Consider the following 20,638-nt stretch of genomic DNA (forward strand, 5'->3'; position numbering starts at 1 on the left):
GGAAAAGTATCGACTAGCCGTGCAATGCAGCATCGACGGAAAAACCAGCAGGAACCGGCAGCAACAGATGAAGCGATAAAAGCGGTAGACGAACGCTGCGCGCGCAACCAGGCGCGGCGCGACGGCTCGGACCGCGGCAAGAAGAAGACATTCGAAGGCGTGCCCGCGCATTGGACCAGCGCGGGCGACGAGAGCAATCACCGCCGCGTGGCGGCAGCAGTAGCAAACGGCAGCACGAAGCAGGAGCAACATACAAGATGGCGACGATCAAGGATGTAGCCGCAGTGGCGGGGGTGTCTTTTACGACGGTGTCGCATGTGGTGAACAATTCGCGTCCGGTCTCGGCGGACGTGCGGGCCAAGGTCGAGCGCGCGATACGCGAACTCAACTACGTGCCGTCGGCGGTCGCGCGCTCGCTCAAGGCGCGCTCGACCGCGACGATCGGGCTCGTCGTGCCGAACGGAACGAATCCGTATTTCGCGGAGCTGGCGCGCGGCGTCGAGGACGGCTGTGCGAAGAAAGGCTACTGCGTGTTCTTCTGCAATTCCGACGACGATCCCGTAAAGCAGCGCAACTATCTGCGCGTGCTGCAGGAAAAGCGCATCGACGGGCTGATCGTGGCCTCGGCGGGCGACGACGCGGTGCTTGCGGCGACGCTCGGCGACACCCGCGAGCCGATCGTGGTGGTGGACCGCAACATCGAAGGGCTCAACGCCGATCTGGTGCAGATCGATCACGAGCGCGGCGCGTGGCTCGCGACGCGCCATCTGATCGAACTGGGCCACGCGAACATCGGCTGCATCACCGGGCCGATCACGACGGCGGTCAGCGCGATGCGCATGCACGGTTTCCTGCGCGCGATGGCCGAACGCGGCATCGAGATCGCGCCGGGCGCGATCGTCGAAGCGGATTTTTCGGGCGCGGGCGGTTATCGCGCCGCGGCCCAGCTGTTCGACACGGTGCGCCCGAGCGCGATCTTCGCGGGCAACGACATGATGGGCATCGGCGCGCTGCGGGCGGCGGCGGAACGCGGCTTGCGCGTGCCGGCCGACTGCTCGATCATCGGTTTCGACGACATTGAACTGGGCAATTTCACGTGGCCGGCGCTCTCAACGGTTGGGCAGCCCGCCCGCGCGCTCGGCGAAATGGCGGCGCTCACGCTGATCGAGCGCATCGGCGGCGAGCCGCGCGCGCGCGATGGCGTGTCGGTGCTGCGCCGCGTGATCGCGCCGGAACTGATGCCGCGCGAATCGACGGCGCCGTGGTGCGCGCCGGCGTCGGCATCGCTGGCGGCCTGACGCGGAACGTCGCGACGACGTCCTCGCCGCAGGCGCAGCCGCAGCCGCAGCAGCGGCCACTGCACACGAGGGGACACAGTGACGACTCACGCAAGCCCGAACGCAGCTGACACTGCACACACTGCACCGACGACGACGGCGGGACGCGTCGCCGTGGTCGGCAGCCTGAACATGGATCTGGTCGCGCGTGCGCCGCGTCTGCCGCGCGCGGGCGAGACGCTGGCCGGCTGCGCGTTCGCGCAGGTGGCGGGCGGCAAGGGCGGCAATCAGGCCGTGGCGGCCGCGCGCCTGGGTGCGCGCGTGGCGATGGTGGGCTGCGTGGGCGCCGACGCCAACGGCGAACTGCTGCGCGCGGGACTGCTTGCGGAGGGTATCGACTGCGATGCGCTCGATACCTCGCCCGATGCGCCGACCGGCGTCGCGCTGATCGTGGTCGACGAGACAAGCCAGAACGCTATCGTCATCGTCGCGGGCAGCAACGGGCAGGTGACGCCCGCGACGCTCGCCCGTCACGAAGCGGCGCTCGCGGCGGCGGACGTCGTGATCTGTCAGCTCGAAACGCCCACCGACGCGGTGCATGCCGCGCTCGCGACCGCCCGCCGTCTGGGCAAACTCACCCTCCTCAATCCCGCGCCCGCGATCGGTCCGTTACCCGCCGGCTGGCTGCCGCTCGTCGATTACCTCGTCCCCAACGAACTCGAAGCATCCGCGCTCACGGGTCTGACGATCGACACCCCCGAGGACGCCGCACGCGCCGCACAGGCACTGCGCCAGGCGGGCGCGCGCAACGTGCTGGTGACACTCGGCGCGCAGGGCGTGTGCGCACTGCTCGGCGACGCCGCGCCGCAACACTGGCCCGCGCCGCGCGTGGCGGCCGTGGACACGACCGCCGCCGGCGACACCTTTATCGGCGCGCTGGCCGCCCAGCTCGCGGCGGGCGTGACCGCCGAGCCCGCGATCCAGTTCGCCCTGCGCGCGGCCTCGCTGTCCGTCACGCGCGCGGGCGCGCAGCCTTCGATTCCCACCCTCGCGGAAGTCCGTCCCGCAGGCTGAAAATGGGCCTTCCAGGAGGCGTCCTGTGGTTCCGGATTTGTAAATACGGGGCCGGCGGATTTTCGCCTAATCTTCATACAATATAACTATTTCAAGCTCTTCAAACGTTTGCCGTAAACGAAATTAGTGCAGTTATTCAAATTTCGGGGCGGATCACCCGCCTCACGGCAGCAGGCAAGGAGAGCCATGAACAAGGGCATCAGCATCAAGGCACGCATCGGCATCACGATGGGTTTTCTCGCAGCACTCATCGTTGCGATCAGCGCGGTGGGGATGCTCGGTCTCTCGCGTTCGAACGACGCGTACCGCAACACTTTTAGCAACCAGATGCCGAGCAGCCGCGCGGTGAACATGTCGGAGATCTATGCGGCGCGCGAGCGTCTCGCGCTCGACCGCGCGGCGTTCCAGATCGGCACGCCGGACGCGGCCACCACGATCGAACGCGCACGCGCCATGCGCGGCATCTCGGACGACTTCTGGAAGAAATACCTGAACCTGCCGCGCGACGCAGACGAAGACCGTCTCGCCCAGGACGTTGCCGCGCGCCGCGACGCGCTGCATCAGATCGCCGACAGTTTCGGGGCGACCGTGGCGGCAGGCGACCAGAGCAAGGTGCTCGACGGCGCGAAGGCGCTGCAGGCGGCCTATGACCAGCTTTCGAAGGCGGACTCCGCCCTCGACAAGTTCCAGATCCAGCAGGCCCAACAAGGCTACGACGAGGCGCAGACGGCGTTCAGCGAACTGCGTATTGCGGCCATCGTCGCGCTGCTGGTCGGCATTGGCGCGTCGGTGTTCTCGTTCCTCTCGCTGCGCCGCGCGATTTCCGAGCCGCTCGGCGAGGCGCTGGGCGCGTTTTCGGCGATCGCGGCCGGCGATCTGCGCCGCCCGGTCGTGGTGCGCTCGCGTGACGAAATGGGCGAACTGCTCGGCGGCGTCGCGCAGATGCAGCGCAGCCTGACGGATACGGTGCGCTCGGTGCGCGCCGGCACGGAATCGATCGCCACGGCCACGCGCCAGATCGCGGCGGGCAACATCGACCTCTCGTCGCGCACGGAGGAGCAGGCGTCGGCGCTGCAGGAGACCGCGTCGAGCATGGAGCAACTGACCGGCACGGTGAAGCAGAACGCCGACAACGCCCGCCAGGCGAGCGCGCTGGCCGCGAACGCCTCGGAAATCGCCAACAAGGGCAGCTCGGTCGTGAGCCAGGTCGTGGGCACGATGGGCGACATCAACCAAAGCTCGGCGAAGATCTCCGACATCATCACGATCATCGAAGGCATCGCGTTCCAGACCAACATTCTGGCGCTCAACGCGGCCGTGGAAGCGGCGCGCGCGGGCGAGGAAGGCCGCGGCTTCGCCGTGGTCGCGGGCGAGGTGCGCAGCCTGGCGCAGCGTTCGTCGGCGGCGGCGAAGGAAATCAAGGCGCTGATCGACACCTCGGTCGAGCGCGTGCAGGCGGGTTCGGCGCTCGTCGACGAAGCGGGCCGCACGATGACGGAAATCATCGGCGCGGTGCAGCGCGTGACGGACATCATGGGTGAGATCGCGGCGGCGTCGCAGGAGCAGTCGAGCGGCATCGACCAGGTCGCGCGCGCGGTCACGCAGATGGACGAGGTGACGCAGCAGAACGCGGCGCTCGTCGAGGAAGCGGCGGCGGCGGCGCAATCGCTCGAAGACCAGGCGAGCCGTCTGCGTGCGGCCGTGGCCGTGTTCTCGCTCGACGACAGCGGCAGCCCGGCTGCGTCGATGGGCTCGTTCGGTTCGACGAGCACGAAGGTGACGTCGAAGCCGGTCGTGCGTGCGGCGGCGAAGCCGGCCGCGAAGGCCGCGCCGCGCGCGTCGGCTCCGGCGCCGGCTGCGCGTCCTGCGGCCGCGGCCGCAGCGCCGGTGGCAGCAGGTTCGAACGACGATTGGGAAACCTTCTGATCGCCGCCGGCCGTCATTGCACCGATGGCGCCTCGATAACACACCGATAGCGCGTTGATCCCGCGTTGATCGCGTCCCGATGACGTCCGTATCGGCACACAACGATCGCCCGACACGCCGCTGCCTCGCAGCGGCGTTTTTTTCGCCTGTGCTGCCCGCACACGCGCCTCGCGGTCGTGCTTACGGTACATTGTGAGCCGTGTCACGCACGCCGGCAGGGACGCGCGGTACACTGCGCGGCAGCCTCGCAGAAACGGGGCGCAAAGACGGGCGCAACGCGCGGTGTGATGCCAACGGCGCCGCACCACGCGCATGTCGGCACGTCGGCACGAGCCCGGCTGAAACGCATGGCCGGAACCAACGGGGTAGCGCTGCGGTCAGGCAAGAGCGCCAGGGAGGGCGCACCGCATCGCTGCGCAACACAATCGAGCGGCGCAATGGACGGCATGCGCGCCGCGTCGCACCGCAACCCGGCAGATGACGGAACGCTGCGGCAATGCGCGCCGCGCTTGCCGCAGCGCGAACGGACAAAAAAAGGACCCAGACATGACGCATGACGATCTCGCGCAACGCCTCGTGAACGCGCGCCACCGCCATCAGCTCATCGCGACGCTGGAGCCCGAGCGCCTGCCGCCCGACGCCGCCACGGCCTACGCGATCCAGCAGGCGGTCATCGCCGGTCTCGGCAAGGGCACGGGCGGCTGGAAAATCGGTGCGCGCTCGCCCGGCGCCGCCGCGTCCGGCGCGCCGATTCCGGGCGCGCTCGTGCTGCCGTCGCCCGCGCGCGTCGAGCGCCAGAACTTCTTTCGCGTGCTCGTCGAACTGGAGATCGCGTTCCGTTTCGCGGAGCCGCTCGCGCCGCGCGCCGACGTCTACTCGCGCGACGAAGTGCTCGCGCACGTCGGGCAGATCCTGCCCACCATCGAAATCGTCGACAGCCGCTTCGCCGAATGGCCGAACGTCGCGCCGCTCGCGCAACTCGCCGACTTCCAGAACAACGGCGCGCTGATCACGGGCCACGCGCAGCCCTATGCCACGCTCGCACGCGCGCTCGACTTTGTCGCACCCGAACTCGAACTGAGTTTCGACGGCGCCTCGCTCGTGCCCGAAGCGCCCGGCAATCCGGCCGGCGATCCGCGCGAACTGCTGGTGTGGTTCGTCAATCATTGCGCGGCGTCGGGCATCACCATCGAGCCCGAGTGGACCATCACCACGGGTTCTTACGTAGGGGCGCACCGCATCGAAGGTCCGGGCCTGCTGCACGGACATATCGATGGTCTCGGCGAGGTCGAAATCGAGTTCGTCTGATCAAGGGACAAGGGGTTTCCCCGAGTCCTCGAAGCCACTCTGGCGAAGGGCCGTCGCGCATACTGCGTGACGGCCTTTTTTGTTGCCGCTCGCTTGCACAATGCGCGCACTATGCCCGCTCAAAGCCCGGCACTTTGCACCGCGATTGCGCATGAAAATCACCGGCAAAGCCACTACTGACGATAGGGGCAGTTTGCGCGCGATTTCAGCGCGTTTTCCGTCGTGCGCCAGCGCACTCACGCACGCGCGACAATGCGCGGCAGGTCACTGACGCGGGTGTTTTCGACGCGTAAAACGGGAAAAAATTAGCGATGACGTGTGCGGACAACAGGCTCGTCATAGGGCGTTACAAGGAGTTTGATGCGGCGTGTGCACGCGTTGCGCGCCAAAGCGTTTAAGGAGAAACAGCCTGGCTGCCGTAATGCTGTTTGAGCGTCGAATTCCGGCGCCATGACGTGACGCTGGCACGCTGCCGGCGAGCAGGTGAAATGCGCTTGAGGCGTGAATCTTGCGCGGGTGGGAAGATCATTGTAAGACGCACATCCGCGTAGCACCAAGCACTAAAACGAGCCCTTGAATTGGCGCGATTTTGTGTGAAAAAAAATTCAAAAGGGTTTAGGATGAATTCGAGCGATGTCGTTTCCGATTAGCGCGCCGCGCACGACATCGGTCGCAGATCTCGGCGAGGAGGTAGCATGGATATCTACAGCAGCTTCGCGACCCGCTTCGAAAAAACGCGAGAGGAGGAGTTCTCGCTCGAGGAGTATCTCGCGCTCTGCAAGGAAGATCCCAGTGCGTACGCCACGGCTGGCGAACGCATGCTGACGGCAATCGGCGAACCTGAACAGATCGACACTCGCAACGACCCGCGCATGTCGCGCATCTTTGCGAACAAGGTCATCAAGGTTTATCCGGCTTTCCGCGAGTTCTATGGCATGGAGGACGTGATCGAGCAGGTCGTCGCGTACTTCCGCCATGCGGCGCAAGGACTCGAAGAAAAGAAGCAGATTCTCTATCTGCTCGGTCCGGTGGGCGGCGGTAAATCGTCCATCGCCGAGCGCCTCAAGCAGCTCATGGAACGCGTGCCGTTCTACTCGATCAAGGGTTCGCCCGTGAACGAGTCGCCGCTCGGTCTGTTCGACTACGACGAAGACGGCCCCATACTCGAAGAGCAATACGGCATTCCGCGCCGCTATCTCAAGAGCATCCTGAGCCCGTGGGCGGTCAAGCGCCTGCACGAGTACAACGGCGATATCCGCAAGTTCCGCGTGGTGCGCCGCTATCCTTCCATCCTGCGGCAGATCGGCATCGCCAAGACCGAGCCGGGCGATGAGAACAATCAGGACATCTCCTCGCTGGTCGGTAAAGTCGACATCCGCAAACTCGAGCAATACGCGCAGGACGACGCGGACGCCTACAGCTATTCCGGCGGTTTGTGCCTCGCGAATCAGGGTTTGCTCGAATTCGTCGAAATGTTCAAGGCGCCGATCAAGGTGCTGCATCCGCTGCTCACGGCCACCCAGGAAGGCAACTTCAAGGGCACCGAAGGATTCGGCGCGATTCCGTTCAACGGCATCATCCTCGCGCACTCGAACGAGTCGGAATGGAAGGCGTTCCGCAACAACCGCAACAACGAAGCACTACTCGATCGTATCTTCGTGGTGAAGGTGCCGTACTGCCTGCGCTACTCGGAAGAGATGAAGATCTACGAGAAGCTGCTGCGCAACTCGTCGCTCGCCGAGGCGGTCTGCGCGCCCGGCACGCTCAAGATGATGGCGCAGATGTCGGTGCTCACGCGTCTGGCCGAGCCGGAGAACTCCAGCCTCTTTTCGAAGATGCAGGTGTACGACGGCGAGAATCTCAAGGATACCGATCCGAAAGCGAAGTCGTATCAGGAGTATCGCGACTTCGCGGGCGTGGACGAAGGCATGAACGGCGTGTCCACGCGCTTCGCGTTCAAGATTCTCTCGCGCGTGTTCAACTTCGATTCGACCGAAGTGGCGGCGAATCCGGTGCACCTGATGTACGTGCTCGAACAACAGATCGAACGCGAACAGTTCCCGCCGGAAACCGAGCAGAAGTATTTGTCCTTCGTGAAGGACGTGCTGGCCTCGCGTTACGCGGAATTCATCGGCAAGGAGATTCAGACCGCCTATCTGGAATCGTATTCGGAATACGGGCAGAACATCTTCGACCGCTATGTCACGTACGCCGACTTCTGGATTCAGGACCAGGAGTTCCGCGATCACGACACCGGCGAGAGCTTCGACCGCGCGGCCTTGAACGCCGAGCTGGAGAAGATCGAAAAGCCCGCGGGCATCAGCAACCCGAAGGACTTCCGCAACGAGATCGTGAACTTCGTGCTGCGCGCGCGTGCGGCCAATGCCGGTAAAAACCCGGCGTGGATCAGCTACGAGAAGTTGCGCGTGGTGATCGAGAAGAAAATGTTCTCGAATACGGAAGAACTTTTGCCGGTCATCTCGTTCAATGCAAAAGGATCGGCGGAAGAGCAGCGCAAGCATGAAGACTTCGTCAACCGCATGGTCGCGAAGGGCTACACGCCGAAGCAGGTGCGCTTGCTCTGCGACTGGTATCTGCGTGTGCGCAAGTCGTCATGAACGCGCAGGCATCACCTTCCTGCTGCGCCGCCGCATCGCTCATGCGGCGGCGCAAAAAGGAAATCCGGCGGGGCGCAGGCCACGCAGCCGCAAGCGGGTAGCGGCGGCGCCTGGCACGCAGACTGCGCACCTCGCCCATTCGAAACGTGAGCGGGAGACTGGATGTGCTTCATCAAATCATCGACCGCAGGCTGGCCGGCAAGAACAAAAGCATTGCCAATCGCGAGCGCTTTTTGCGCCGTGTGAAAAACTATATTCGTCACGCCGTCTCGGAAGCGGTGCGTGACCGCAGCATCAAGGACATACAAAGCAACCAGAGCATCACCATTCCGCGCAAGGACATCGCGGAGCCTTCGTTCCGGCACGGTCCGGGAGGGCGGCGCGAGATGGTCCATCCCGGCAACGAGGATTACATTCGCGGCGACCGCATTGCGCGTCCGCAAGGCGGCGGCGGTGGTGGCGGCAGTCAGGCGAGCAACGAGGGCGAAGGTCAGGACGACTTCGTGTTCGAGCTCTCCCGCGAAGAATTCATGCAGTACTTCTTCGACGACCTCGAACTGCCACGTCTCGTCAAAACCCATCTGATGGCCGTCCCCACGTGGAAAAGCATCCGCGCGGGCTGGGCCGCGGAGGGCACGCCCAACAACATCGACGTGGTGCGCTCGCTGCGCAGCGCGCTCGGCCGGCGCATCGCGCTGGGCGCGCCGCTCGTCAACGAACTGCATACGCTTGAGCAGCAGCTCGAAGCGCTGATGGCCGATCCGTCCGACCGGCGCGATGAAATCAAGACGCTCGAAGACGAAATCCACCACCTGCGCGGGCGCATCTGGCGCATCCCGTTCATCGACCCGTTCGATCTGCGTTACGTGAACCGCGTGAAGCAGCCGCAGCCGTCGAGCCAGGCCGTGATGTTCTGTCTGATGGATGTGTCCGGCTCGATGGACGAGCAGCGCAAGGACCTTTCCAAACGTTTCTTCATCCTGCTGTACCTCTTTCTCAAGCGCAACTACGAGAAGATCGAGGTGGTGTTCATCCGGCACCACACGCGCGCCGAGGAAGTGGACGAGGACACCTTCTTCCATTCGACGGAAAGCGGCGGCACGGTCGTGTCGAGTGCGCTGGAGCTCATGAAGAAGGTGATCGAGGAGCGTTATTCGCCGAGCGACTGGAACATCTACGGCGCGCAGGCATCGGACGGCGACAACTGGACCGACGATTCGCCGAAGTGCCGCAAGTTGCTCCAGGATGACATCCTGCCTCAGGTGCGCTATTTTGCGTATATCCAGGTGACGCCGGAGGAGCAGAATCTCTGGCTGGAGTATGCGCAACTGGCGCTCACCCAGCCGGCGCTGGCGATGAAGAAGGTCGACACGGCGGCGGATATCTACCCGGTTTTCCGGGAGCTTTTCGAAAAGCAGGTGGAGCACTCATGACGACACGCCACCTGCACAACGAGGCGCGCGGCTACGAGCCGGAGCGCCGCAAGACGGGCGGCCACGGAACAGGACAGCACGGCGATCACGCGGCCGCCACGGAAATGGGGGGACACGTTGCCGATCCCGGGCGCGAAGGCGCGCACGGGCTTCCTCAAGCGGATCTCCCTGAACGCCGGCTCCCGGACACCAGGGAATTGCATATGAACGTAGCCGACAGACGGCCGTTGCCGTGCCCATCCGACTGGACCTTCGAACTGATCGAGGAGTACGACACGCACATCGCGCAGGTTGCCGAGCAATACGAACTGGACACGTATCCTATCCAGCTCGAATTGATCAGCGCCGAGCAGATGATGGATGCGTATGCCTCGGTCGGCATGCCGGTCAATTACCGCCACTGGTCGTTCGGCAAGCACTTTCTCTCCACCGAGAAAAGCTATCGCCGGGGCCAGATGGGTCTCGCGTACGAGATCGTCATCAATTCGAATCCCTGCATCGCGTATCTCATGGAAGAGAACACCATGACGATGCAGGCGCTCGTGATCGCGCACGCGGCCTATGGGCACAACTCGTTTTTCAAGGGCAATTATCTGTTCCGTCTCTGGACGGACGCGCACGCGATCATCGACTACCTCGTCTACGCGAAGAACTACATCGCCGAATGCGAGGAACGTTTCGGGCTCGATCGCGTGGAAGAACTGCTCGATTCGTGCCACGCGCTCATGAATTACGGCGTGGATCGCTATAAGCGTCCGCAGAAATTGTCGCTGCAACGCGAGGCCGCGATGCGGCGCGAACGCGAGGCGTATCTGCAATCGCAGGTCAACGAACTCTGGCGCACGCTGCCGAAAACGCAGCAGCCGATCGCCGAGGAAACCGACGAGCGCTATCCGCCCGAGCCGCAGGAAAACCTGCTGTATTTCGCGGAGAAGAACGCACCGCTGCTGGAGCCGTGGGAGCGCGAAGTCATTCGCATCGTGCGCAAGGTCGGGCAGTATTTCTACCCGCAGCGCCAGACCCAGGTGATGAACGAAGGCTGGGCCACGTTCTGGCATTACACCTTGCTCAACACGCTCTATGCGCAGGGCAAGCTCGAAGACGGCTTCATGATGGAGTTCCTGCACTCGCACAGCAACGTCGTGTATCAGCCGCCGGTCACCAAGCCGTATTACAGCGGGATCAATCCGTACGCGCTGGGTTTTTCGATGATGAGCGATATTCGCCGCATCTGCGAAAACCCCACGGACGAAGACCGCAAATGGTTCCCGGAACTGGCCGGCAGCCCGTGGCTCAAGGCGCTGCATTACGCGATGCGCAACTTCAAGGACGAGAGCTTCGTCGCGCAATATCTGTCGCCGCATCTGATTCGTGAAATGCGCCTGTTTTCCGTGCTCGACGACGACATGCGCGACGCGCTCGAAGTCTCGGCCATTCACGACGAAAGCGGTTATCAGTACGTGCGTCAGGCGCTCTCGCGGCAGTACGACATGCATCATCGCGAGCCGAACATCCAGGTGTGGTCGGTGAATACGCGCGGCGACCGCAGTCTCACGCTGCGTCATTTCATGAGCGACAATCGCCATCTTTCGGGCGACACCGACGAAGTGTTGCGCCACATGGCGCGGCTCTGGCAATTCGACGTCTACCTCGAAAGCGTCGATGAAAACGGCACGGTGAGAAAGCGCTATGAATGCCGTTATGTGCCGCCGGCCATCAAGGTGTAGCGCGGCGTTCGGGTTCGACGTTGTTTGAAAAGGCCAGCTTCCACGCTGGCCTTTTTTCATGTCGATACGTGGCGACTCTTTCAGCGGGGTTTCGGCGCTGCCGGTTGCGCGGAGGAAAAGGGCGCAGCCGCGCTAACATAACGGCACGGAAAACAATCACGTCGAACGCGACGTCGAACGCGGCATCGAAACGCGAGGAGCAACAGACACGCATGCGCAGGTCGAAATCGAACCAACCGCGGCCCCCTCGGCAAACGCGGACGCTTCAGCAACAAGCAGGACGCCGCCATGGCGTTTGAGTTCTTCAAGGGCGTGCGGCCGCTCAACCGCGCAACGGCGTTGCGCGACGCCATCGCGGGCGTGCAGCTCGCGTCGATGAACGTGCCGCAACTGCTCGGCTACGCGCGCATCGCGGGCATGCCGGCCGTCACCGGTCTCTACACGGGCTTCCTGCCGCTGATCGCCTTCGCGCTGTTCGGCGCGTCGCGCCATCTCGTGGTCGCCGCCGACTCGGCCACGGCCACCATCTTCGCGAGCAAGCTCTCGACCATGGCCACGCCGTCGAGCGCCGAATACGTCGCGCTCGCGGGCATGACGGCGCTGCTCACGGCGGTCATGCTGCTGATCGCGCGCGTGTTCAAACTCGGCTTTCTCGCGGATTTTCTCTCGCGCACGGTGCTGGTCGGCTTTCTGACGGGCGTGGGCGTGCAGGTGGGCGTGGCGATGCTCGGCGACATGCTCGGCATCACGGTCAATTCGCGGCGCACGGTCCTGCAGATCAAGCAGATCGTCCTGCAATTGCCGCAGATTCACGGGGGCACGCTCGCGATCTCCGCGCTCGTCGTCGTGGCGATTCTGGTGTTCAAGCGCGTGCGGCCGCGCTGGCCCGTGCCGCTCGTCGCCGTGATCGGCGGCATCGTGGCGAGTGCGCTGTTCGACTTTCAGCGCCACGGCGTGGCCGTGATCGGGCCGGTGGCGGGCGGCTTGCCGCATGTCGCGTTTCCCGCCGTTGGCTGGTTCCAGATGATCGATCTGCTGCAGGTGGCGGCGTCGTGCTTCGTCATCATCGTTGCGCAGAGCGCCGCCACGAGCCGCGCATTTGCCGAAAAATACGGCGAGCGCGTGGACGAAGACGCAAACCTGCTCGGCCTCGCCGCCGCCAACGCCGCTGCCTCGATGAGCGGCGCGTTCGTGGTGAACGGCAGTCTCACGCAAACCGCGATGGCCGATCAGGCCGGCGCGCGCAGCCAGTTCGCACAAGTCGTCTTCGCCGGCGTGGTGGTGATCGTGCTGCTGTTCCTGAGCCGCTGGCTGCAATATCTGCCGCATTGCGTGCTGGCCGCCATCGTGTTCACGATCGCGGTCGGGCTCGTGCATATCGGACAACTGATCGATATCCGCAAGGAAAGCCCGGGCGAATTCGGGCTTGCCGTGACGACCGCGATCGCGGTCGTGGTGATCGGCGTGGAGAACGGCATTCTGATTGCCATCGGGCTTTCGCTGCTGCGCCATGTGCGCCATAGCTATCGTCCGCACACGATGGTGCTGGTGCCGAACGAGGAGGGCCGCTGGATGCCGGTGCCGTCGCACGCGGGGCTTCAGACCGATCCGGGACTGATCGTTTTCCGCTTCGGCGCCGACCTGTTCTATGCGAACGACCACCTGTTCGTCGACGAAGTGCGTCGTCTCGTGGATGGCGCGCCGACGCCCGTGCGCTGGTTCTTGGTCGATGCGGCGGCGATCACCGATCTCGATTACTCGGCGGGTCGTTCGGTTAACGAACTATGCGAGTCGCTGCGCGAGCGCGGCGTCAAGGTGATTTTCGGCCGCGTGAACCGCTATCTGCGCGCCGACATGGACCGACACGGCATCACGCCCGTGGTGGGCGCGCAAAATATCTACACCACCTTGCACGAGGCGCTCGCCGCCGTGCATCCCAACCTCGACGCGCACGCCGAGGCGTGACGCCGCCCACCTCGTCCTGGCGTTCCAGAGAGCCCGGCACGGACTGACTGTCCGCGCCAAATCACGCTGTTTCACGTCACATCGCTCCCGCAAGTAGTCAAAATCCAAAATCCGGTGCGCATAACCTACACAGGAACTACTTAAAAACGTCCTGACAAACCCTGATTTACCGCGGGAATTCGCGGCTGATATCGTGCGCCTCAAGCGCTGTGGAAGCGCTTCCACCCAATCACCCGCCGGCGTCCGCATCGCCCGGTTCCGACCCTTGCGCAGGAGCTTTCGTGACACACGATTCGCCACACACCGCCTCGGCCATTCTCGAGGACGACGCCTTCACGCCGTCGCCCGATTCCGCGCTCTGGCGCCGCGACTTTCTGCTCGGCGCGGCCACCGCGTCGTATCAGATCGAAGGCGCCGCGACCGAGGATGGCCGTCTGCCGTCGATCTGGGACACCTTCAGCGCCACGCCGGGCAAGGTGCTCGCGGGCGACACCGGCGCCGTGGCCTGCGATCACTACCATCGCTGGCAAGGCGACCTCGATCTGCTCGGCGACCTGAACTTCGAGGCCTATCGCTTCTCGATCGCCTGGCCGCGCGTGATGGACGCGTCGGGCCGCCCGAACGCGAAGGGCATCGACTTCTACAAGCGCCTGCTCGAACGCCTGAAAGGGAAGGGCATCCAGACCTACGCGACGCTCTATCACTGGGATCTGCCGCAGCATCTCGAAGATCGCGGCGGCTGGCTCAATCGCGACACGGCGTATCGTTTCGCCGATTACGCGGATCTCATGAGCCGCGAGTTGTCCGGTCTCGTCGACGCGTGGATGACGCTCAACGAGCCGTGGTGCTCGGCGTATCTGGGCTACGGCAATGGCCATCACGCGCCGGGCCTCGCGAGCCCGCGCTATCCGACCCAGGCGATGCATCATCTGCTGCTCGGTCACGGCATGGCGATTCCGGTGCTGCGCGCGAACGATCCGAAGTCGGCGAAAGGCATCGTCGCGAACGTGGGCCGCGGCACGCCGAACTCCGATTCGCCCGCCGACATCACCGCCGCGCGCCGTTTCGAAGTCCAGCACAACGCGTGGATTCTCGATCCGCTGCTCAAGGGCGAATATCCGGCGGAGTTGTTCGAGCTGTGGCCGGGCACCGAGCCGCTCGTGCTCGACGGCGACATGGCGACGATTGCCGCGCCGCTCGACTTCCTCGGCATCAACTACTATTTCCGCACCAACGTGAAGAGCGACGGCGCGCACGGTTTCACCGAGGTGCCGCTGCCCGACGTCGAGCGCACGCAGATGGGCTGGGAAGTGCATCCGGACGGTCTGCGCGATCTGCTGATCGGCTTCGATCGCACGTATGAGAACCTGCCGCCGATCTACATCACCGAAAACGGCATGGCCTCCGACGACGACGTGATCGGCGGCGAAGTGGTCGATTCGCAACGCATCGCGTTCCTCAAGCGTCACCTGGCCGCCGTGGACGCGGCGATCAAGGCGGGCGTGGACGTGCGCGGTTATTTCGTGTGGTCGCTGCTCGACAACTTCGAGTGGGCGTTCGGCTATGAGCGGCGCTTCGGCGTCGTGCACGTGGACTACGACACGCAGAAGCGCACGAAAAAACGCAGCGCCGAACTGATCGCGCGCTTCATCGCCGAACGCAAGACGCGCGGCGCCTGACGTCTCGACCGATCGATTCGCTCGACGCAAAGGTCGACGCGAAATCGAAAACAAGAACGGTAGTTACCGTAATTGCCGTACCGGCTGCGCGCCTCGAGAATGCGCGACAGGGGAAAGTTGCACCAAAGCACGATCGCGTGCGCGCAGCCACCCGCATCACCGCCAAGTTTGACTTCATCGACCAGCAGAGAAAACCGGATCAACCGGAGGAGACGCAATGAAGCAAAACGCACCCGTCCTGCGCGGCCTCGCCGCCGCGCTGGCATTGGCCGGAGCCGTCGCGGCGCACGCCGCCGACGCGCCGCTCAAGGCCAATGTGATTCACTGGTGGACCTCGGGCGGCGAGTCGGCCGCCATCAAGCAGTTCGCGCAAGCCTACGACCAGGCGGGCGGCCAGTGGGTCGACAACGCGATCGCGGGCGCCGACCAGGCGCGCGCCACGGCGATCAACCGCATCGTCGGCGGCGATCCGCCCACGGCGGCGCAGTTCAACACGTCGAAGCAGTTCCACGACCTGATTGACCAGGGACTCCTGAATAATGTCGATGCGGTCGCGGCGAAGGAAAACTGGAACGGCATCCTGCCCGATTCGATCCTCAACCAGATCAAGGTGAACGGGCACTTCTATGCGGCGCCCGTCGACATCCACATGCAGGACTGGTTCTTCTACTCGAAGCCGGTGTTCGCGAAAGCGGGCATCGCGGCCGAGCCGAAGAGCATGGACGAACTGTTCGCCGATCTCGACAAGCTCAAGAAAGCCGGGGTGATTCCGCTCGCGCTGGGCGGCCAGGCGTGGCAGGAGAAGATCACGTTCGACGCGATTTTCGCGGACATGGACCGCAATCTGTACATGAAGGTCTATCGCGACCGCGACGCGAATGCCGTCAATTCGCCCGCGTTCAAGAACGTGCTCACGACCTTCAAGCGTCTGCATAACTATGTCGATCCGGGCTCGCCGGGCCGCAACTGGAACGACGCGACGGCGCTGGTCATTTCGGGCAAGGCCGGCATGCAGATCATGGGGGACTGGGCCAAGGGCGAATTCTCGAACGCGAAGCAGGTCGCGGGCAAGGACTTCGGCTGCTTCCCGGGTTTCGCGAATTCGCCGTACATGATCGCGGGCGACGCCTTCGTGTTCCCGAAGACCGACAATCCGCAGGCCGTGAAAGCGCAGCAACTGCTCGCCAGCGTAATCACGTCGCCGACGGCGCAGGTCGCGTTCAGCGAGAAGAAGGGTTCGATTCCGATCCGTCTCGATGTCGATACGGCCGGTTTCGACGTGTGCGCGAAGCAGGGCATGGCGATCATGAAGGACAAGGCGCGTCAGTTGCCGAATCCGGAAATGCTGATCCCGCCTGACGTGCAGGGCTCGCTCCAGGACGTCATCACGAACTTCTGGAACAAGGACCAGTCGGCCGAGGACGCGCAGAAAGCGTTCGCGTCGGCGCTCAAGAGCTGAGAGGCTTATGTACGCGCTCAAGCTGGATCAGGCTAAACGGCAGGCGCGTGCAGCGCGCCCCATGCGGCGGCGGCTGTCGCTCGCCGCATGGATCGCGTTGCTGCCCATGGCGCTCACCGTCGTGTTCGCGTATCTCGGCACGATGCTGTGGACCGCGCGCGTTTCGGTGAGCTATTCGCGCTCGTTGCCGACGAACACCTTCGCGGGCTTCACGCAATACGTGCGGCTGTTCGAAACCGAACGCTGGATCGTCTCGTTGCAAAACCTCGCGATTTACGGCGTGTGCTTCGTCGTGGCGTGTCTCGTGATCGGTCTGCTGCTGGCGATCTTCATCGATCAGCGCGTGGCCGCCGAAGGCGCGCTGCGCACGATTTTTCTCTATCCGTATGCGATGTCGTTCGTCGCGACCGGTCTCGTCTGGCAGTGGATCCTGAATCCGGAACTCGGCGTGCAGGCCGTGCTGCGGCACATGGGCTTCACGCACGCGCATTTCGACTGGATCGTCTCGCAGCAGTTCGTGATCTACACGCTCGTGATCGCGACCGTGTGGCAAGCCTCGGGCCTCGTGATGGCGCTGATGCTCTCGGGCCTGCGCAGCATCGACGACGAGATCTGGAAGGCCGCGCGCCTCGACGGCATTCCGCGCTGGCGCGTCTACGCGAGCATCGTCGTGCCGATGCTGAAGACCTCGATGTCGACCGCCTTCGTGCTGCTGTTCGTGATGGTGGTGAAGCTCTACGACGCCGTCGTGGCAATGACGCAAGGCGGTCCCGGCACCGCGAGCGAAGTGCCCGGCAAATTCGTGATGGATTATCTGTTCAACCGCGCCAACATCGGGCTCGCCTCGGCGGCCTCGATCGTGCTGCTCGCCACCGTGCTCGCGATCCTCGCGCCGGTGCTCTACGCGAAAAGCCGCGCCGCACGCAAAGGAGAACGAGCATGAGCGCGCCGCTGACCGAACCGTCGGGCGCCATTCGGCCCATTCCGCCCGTTATCCGGCGCACGCCGGGCGCCTCGAAAGGCAAACCGAAGCGCAGCCGCTTCACGCCCGCGCGACTCGGCGTCTACGGCTTTCTCATCATCGCCGCGCTGTTTTTCCTGCTGCCGCTCTACGTGATGCTCGTGACTTCGGTGAAGCCGATGGACGAGATCCGCATGGGGCATCTGCTCGCGCTGCCGCGTCACCTCACGTTCGCGCCGTGGCAGGACGCGTGGGCGTCGGCCTGCACGGGGCTCGAATGCGCGGGCATCCGCGTGGGCTTCTGGAACTCGGTGCGCATCGTGGTGCCAAGCACGATCATTTCGATCGCCGTGGGCGCCGTGAACGGCTACGCGCTGTCGTTCTGGAAACCGCGCGGTGCGGGCGTGCTGTTCGCCGTGCTGCTCGCGGGCGCGTTCATTCCGGTGCAGGTGATGGTCTATCCGCTCGTGCGCGTGCTGGCCACCGTGCATCTGTTCAGCTCGCTGCCCGGCATCGTGCTGATTCACACGGTCTTCGGCATGCCGGTGATGACGCTGCTGTTCCGCAACTACTACGTGTCGCTGCCGCAGGAACTGTTCAAGGCGGCGCGTATCGACGGCGGCGGCTTCTGGCGCATCTTCGTGCAACTGATGCTGCCGATGTCGGTGCCGATCATCGTGGTCGCGATCATCATGCAAGTGACGGGCATCTGGAACGACTACATTCTCGGCCTCGTGTTCGCGGGCACGAAGAATCTGCCGATGACGGTGCAACTGAACAACATCATCAACACCACCACGGGCGAGCGGCTCTACAACGTCAACATGGCCGCGACGATCCTGACCTCGCTGGTGCCGCTCGCGATCTATTTCGTGTCGGGGCGCTGGTTCGTGCGCGGTATCGCGTCGGGCGCGGTGAAAGGCTAAAAGCGGAGACACACAATGACGAATCTGGCAAACGTCTCAGTGCGCAAGCTGCGCATCGATCTGGGCGCGAACACGGTGATCGACGACCTCGACCTCGACGTGCGCGCCGGCGAATTCGTGGTGCTGCTCGGGCCGTCGGGCTGCGGCAAATCCACCTTGCTGCACAGCATCGCCGGGCTGATCGACGTGAGCGACGGCAGCATCGAGATCGGCGGCGAGGACATGACCTGGGCCGACCCGAAGGATCGTGGCGTGGCGCTGGTGTTCCAGTCCTACGCGCTGTACCCGACCATGAATGTCGAGCGCAACATGTCGTTCGCGCTTCGCATCAACGGCACGCCGAAGCCGGAAATCGAGCGCCGCGTGAAGCGCGCCGCCGACATGCTGCAACTCGGGCCGCTGCTTGCGCGCAAACCCGCTCAACTGTCCGGCGGTCAGCGTCAGCGCGTGGCGATCGGCCGCGCGCTGGTGCGCGAAGCCGACGTGTTCCTGTTCGACGAACCGCTCTCGAATCTCGACGCCAAGCTGCGCACCGAACTGCGTCGCGAGCTCAAGCAACTGCATCAGCAACTGGGCGCGACGATGATCTACGTGACGCACGACCAGGTCGAAGCGATGACGCTCGCCACGCGCATGGCCGTGATGAAGGGCGGCGTGATCCAGCAGTTCGGCACGCCCGCCGAGGTCTACGCGCGGCCCGAGAATCTGTTCGTGGCGACGTTCCTCGGCACGCCGCCGATGAACCTGCTGAAAGGCAAGCTCGAAGCCAATGAAGGCAAGCTCTGGTTCCGCGGCGCGCAGCTCGACGTGGACGTGACGAACTACGCGTTCAAGGGCGCGCCCGATCTCGCGCAACCTTGTGTGCTCGGCGTGCGGCCGGAAGACGTGCACGCCACGCGCCTCGGCGCGCCGGGCAGCGAAGGCGCGCATCAGGGCAGCGTCACGCTGGTCGAACCGATGGGCAATCATCGCGTGCTGTGGCTCGATTATCACGGCGCGCAGATCGCTTCGATCGATCAAGACAAAACGCCGCTCGCGAGCGGCGCGCACGTGCCATTCAGCATCGACGCAGCACATGTGTCGCTGTTCGACGAAGCGAGCGGCGAGCGCGTTTGAGCGGCCGCGAAAGGTCTGCTATTCCTCCGATCAATGCACCAAAAAAGCACGCTCGGAAGTCAGTAAGAACGTGGTAAAAATTTGGCCGTGCTGATACAGCGCGCGACGTCGTACACAGATCGCGCAACGACAATAAAACCGAGGGACGTACGAGAAGTGGCAACCCTGAAAGACGTGGCAACGCTGGCCGGCGTGGGACTTTCCACCGCCTCGCGGGCGATTTCCGGCAAGGGCCCGGTGTCGGCGGACGCGGCGGCGCGCGTGCAGGCCGCCATCGAACAACTGAACTTCCGGCCGTCGTCGATCGGCCGGGCGATGGCGACGCAGTCGCTCGGCATCATCGGCATTTTCGTGCCGACCTTCTTCGGCTCGTACTACGGCACGATCCTCAAGGAGACCGACACCGAACTGCGCGCGGTGCGCCGTCACGTGGTGGTGGCGACGGGCTGCGGCGAAGCGTCGCCGCGCGAGCAGGCGATCGAGGCCGTGCGCTTCCTGATCGGGCGCGATTGCGACGGCGTGGTGGTGATCAGTCACGACCTGCACGACGAGGATCTGGGCATGCTGCACGCGCTGCATCCGCGCATGGCCTTCCTCAATCGCGCCTTCGCGCACTTTCCCGAAGCCTCGTTCTGCGCGGACCACTTTCACGGCGGCGAACTGGCCGCGCGCACGCTGATCGAGCACGGCCATCGCGAGATTGCGGCGATCGGCGGCACGGCCAGTTCATCGGACAATCAGGCGCGTCTGGACGGCTTCTTCGCCGAACTCGCGCGCCATGGCATCGAACGCGAGCGCGTGCCGCTCATCATGTCCGACTTCTCGCCCGAGGGCGGTTATGCGGCAGCGGGGCGGCTGCTCGAATCGAAGCGCCGCTTCACGGGCCTCTTCTGCGCGAACGACACGATGGCGATGTCGGCGCTCGCGCGCCTGCAGCACGCGGGCATCTCGGTGCCGCGCGACGTCTCCGTGATCGGCTACGACGACGACTATTCCGCGGCTTACATGGCGCCTGCGCTGACGTCGGTGCATATTCCGACCGCCGAGCTGACGCGCAATGCCGTGCGCTGGCTGATCAACCAGTGCTACGGCACGGAGTGGGACATCGAGCGCAGCTTCAACGTAAGCGTGACGATGCGCGCCTCGGTGACGCACGCGAAGTAGGGCGT

General features: G+C 64.3%; 15 protein-coding genes. All 15 read left to right on the forward strand.

Annotated features, from left to right (window positions below; translation table 11 throughout):
* Positions 1 to 24: 24 nt before the first annotated feature.
* The 15 genes from G5S35_RS07025 (at position 25) to G5S35_RS07095 (ending at position 20,633) form a co-directional block, all read left to right on the forward strand.
* Positions 25 to 279: a hypothetical protein gene (locus G5S35_RS07025; RefSeq protein WP_146230084.1), complete on the forward strand. Its 255-nt coding sequence runs from the start codon at positions 25 to 27 to the stop codon at positions 277 to 279.
* Positions 258 to 1,298, forward strand: coding sequence for a LacI family DNA-binding transcriptional regulator (locus tag G5S35_RS07030; RefSeq protein WP_065064742.1), 1,041 nt, complete (start codon positions 258 to 260; stop codon positions 1,296 to 1,298). Before G5S35_RS07025 ends, G5S35_RS07030 begins: the two co-directional genes overlap by 22 nt.
* Before the next feature lie 171 nt (positions 1,299 to 1,469).
* Entirely contained in the window at positions 1,470 to 2,351 is an 882-nt protein-coding gene (gene rbsK / locus G5S35_RS07035; RefSeq protein WP_183038818.1) for a ribokinase, read from the forward strand.
* Between the two features lie 186 nt (positions 2,352 to 2,537).
* Positions 2,538 to 4,277, forward strand: a complete 1,740-nt coding sequence (locus G5S35_RS07040) for a methyl-accepting chemotaxis protein (protein ID WP_183038772.1) — start codon at positions 2,538 to 2,540, stop codon at positions 4,275 to 4,277.
* Positions 4,278 to 4,823: 546 nt separating this feature from the next.
* Entirely contained in the window at positions 4,824 to 5,585 is a 762-nt protein-coding gene (locus tag G5S35_RS07045) for a 2-keto-4-pentenoate hydratase (RefSeq protein WP_074984120.1), read from the forward strand.
* Positions 5,586 to 6,280: 695 nt separating this feature from the next.
* On the forward strand, positions 6,281 to 8,203 hold the full coding sequence (locus G5S35_RS07050; protein WP_065057456.1) for a PrkA family serine protein kinase: 1,923 nt from the start codon (positions 6,281 to 6,283) through the stop codon (positions 8,201 to 8,203).
* A gap of 164 nt (positions 8,204 to 8,367) precedes the next feature.
* Complete coding sequence (locus G5S35_RS07055; protein ID WP_065057457.1) at positions 8,368 to 9,636, forward strand: YeaH/YhbH family protein; 1,269 nt, start codon at positions 8,368 to 8,370, stop codon at positions 9,634 to 9,636.
* Positions 9,633 to 11,363, forward strand: a complete 1,731-nt coding sequence (locus G5S35_RS07060) for a SpoVR family protein (protein ID WP_065057458.1) — start codon at positions 9,633 to 9,635, stop codon at positions 11,361 to 11,363. The genes G5S35_RS07055 and G5S35_RS07060 overlap by 4 nt, the downstream gene beginning before the upstream one ends.
* 288 nt (positions 11,364 to 11,651) lie before the next feature.
* Positions 11,652 to 13,328 carry a SulP family inorganic anion transporter gene (locus tag G5S35_RS07065; protein ID WP_110328987.1) on the forward strand — a complete coding sequence of 559 codons (1,677 nt, stop codon included), beginning with the start codon at positions 11,652 to 11,654 and terminating at the stop codon, positions 13,326 to 13,328.
* Between the two features lie 281 nt (positions 13,329 to 13,609).
* Positions 13,610 to 15,007, forward strand: a complete 1,398-nt coding sequence (locus tag G5S35_RS07070) for a GH1 family beta-glucosidase (protein WP_183038773.1) — start codon at positions 13,610 to 13,612, stop codon at positions 15,005 to 15,007.
* A gap of 217 nt (positions 15,008 to 15,224) precedes the next feature.
* Positions 15,225 to 16,466, forward strand: a complete 1,242-nt coding sequence (locus tag G5S35_RS07075) for an ABC transporter substrate-binding protein (protein WP_065057461.1) — start codon at positions 15,225 to 15,227, stop codon at positions 16,464 to 16,466.
* Positions 16,467 to 16,473: 7 nt separating this feature from the next.
* On the forward strand, positions 16,474 to 17,409 hold the full coding sequence (locus G5S35_RS07080; protein WP_065057462.1) for a carbohydrate ABC transporter permease: 936 nt from the start codon (positions 16,474 to 16,476) through the stop codon (positions 17,407 to 17,409).
* Positions 17,406 to 18,353, forward strand: coding sequence for a carbohydrate ABC transporter permease (locus tag G5S35_RS07085; RefSeq protein WP_080180155.1), 948 nt, complete (start codon positions 17,406 to 17,408; stop codon positions 18,351 to 18,353). The genes G5S35_RS07080 and G5S35_RS07085 overlap by 4 nt, the downstream gene beginning before the upstream one ends.
* A gap of 15 nt (positions 18,354 to 18,368) precedes the next feature.
* On the forward strand, positions 18,369 to 19,469 hold the full coding sequence (locus tag G5S35_RS07090) for an ABC transporter ATP-binding protein (protein ID WP_074984125.1): 1,101 nt from the start codon (positions 18,369 to 18,371) through the stop codon (positions 19,467 to 19,469).
* A 156-nt stretch (positions 19,470 to 19,625) separates the two neighbouring features.
* Positions 19,626 to 20,633, forward strand: coding sequence for a LacI family DNA-binding transcriptional regulator (locus tag G5S35_RS07095; RefSeq protein ID WP_110328991.1), 1,008 nt, complete (start codon positions 19,626 to 19,628; stop codon positions 20,631 to 20,633).
* Positions 20,634 to 20,638: the final 5 nt, after the last annotated feature.

Source organism: Paraburkholderia tropica (genome assembly GCF_014171495.1).
Lineage (GTDB): Bacteria > Pseudomonadota > Gammaproteobacteria > Burkholderiales > Burkholderiaceae > Paraburkholderia > Paraburkholderia tropica.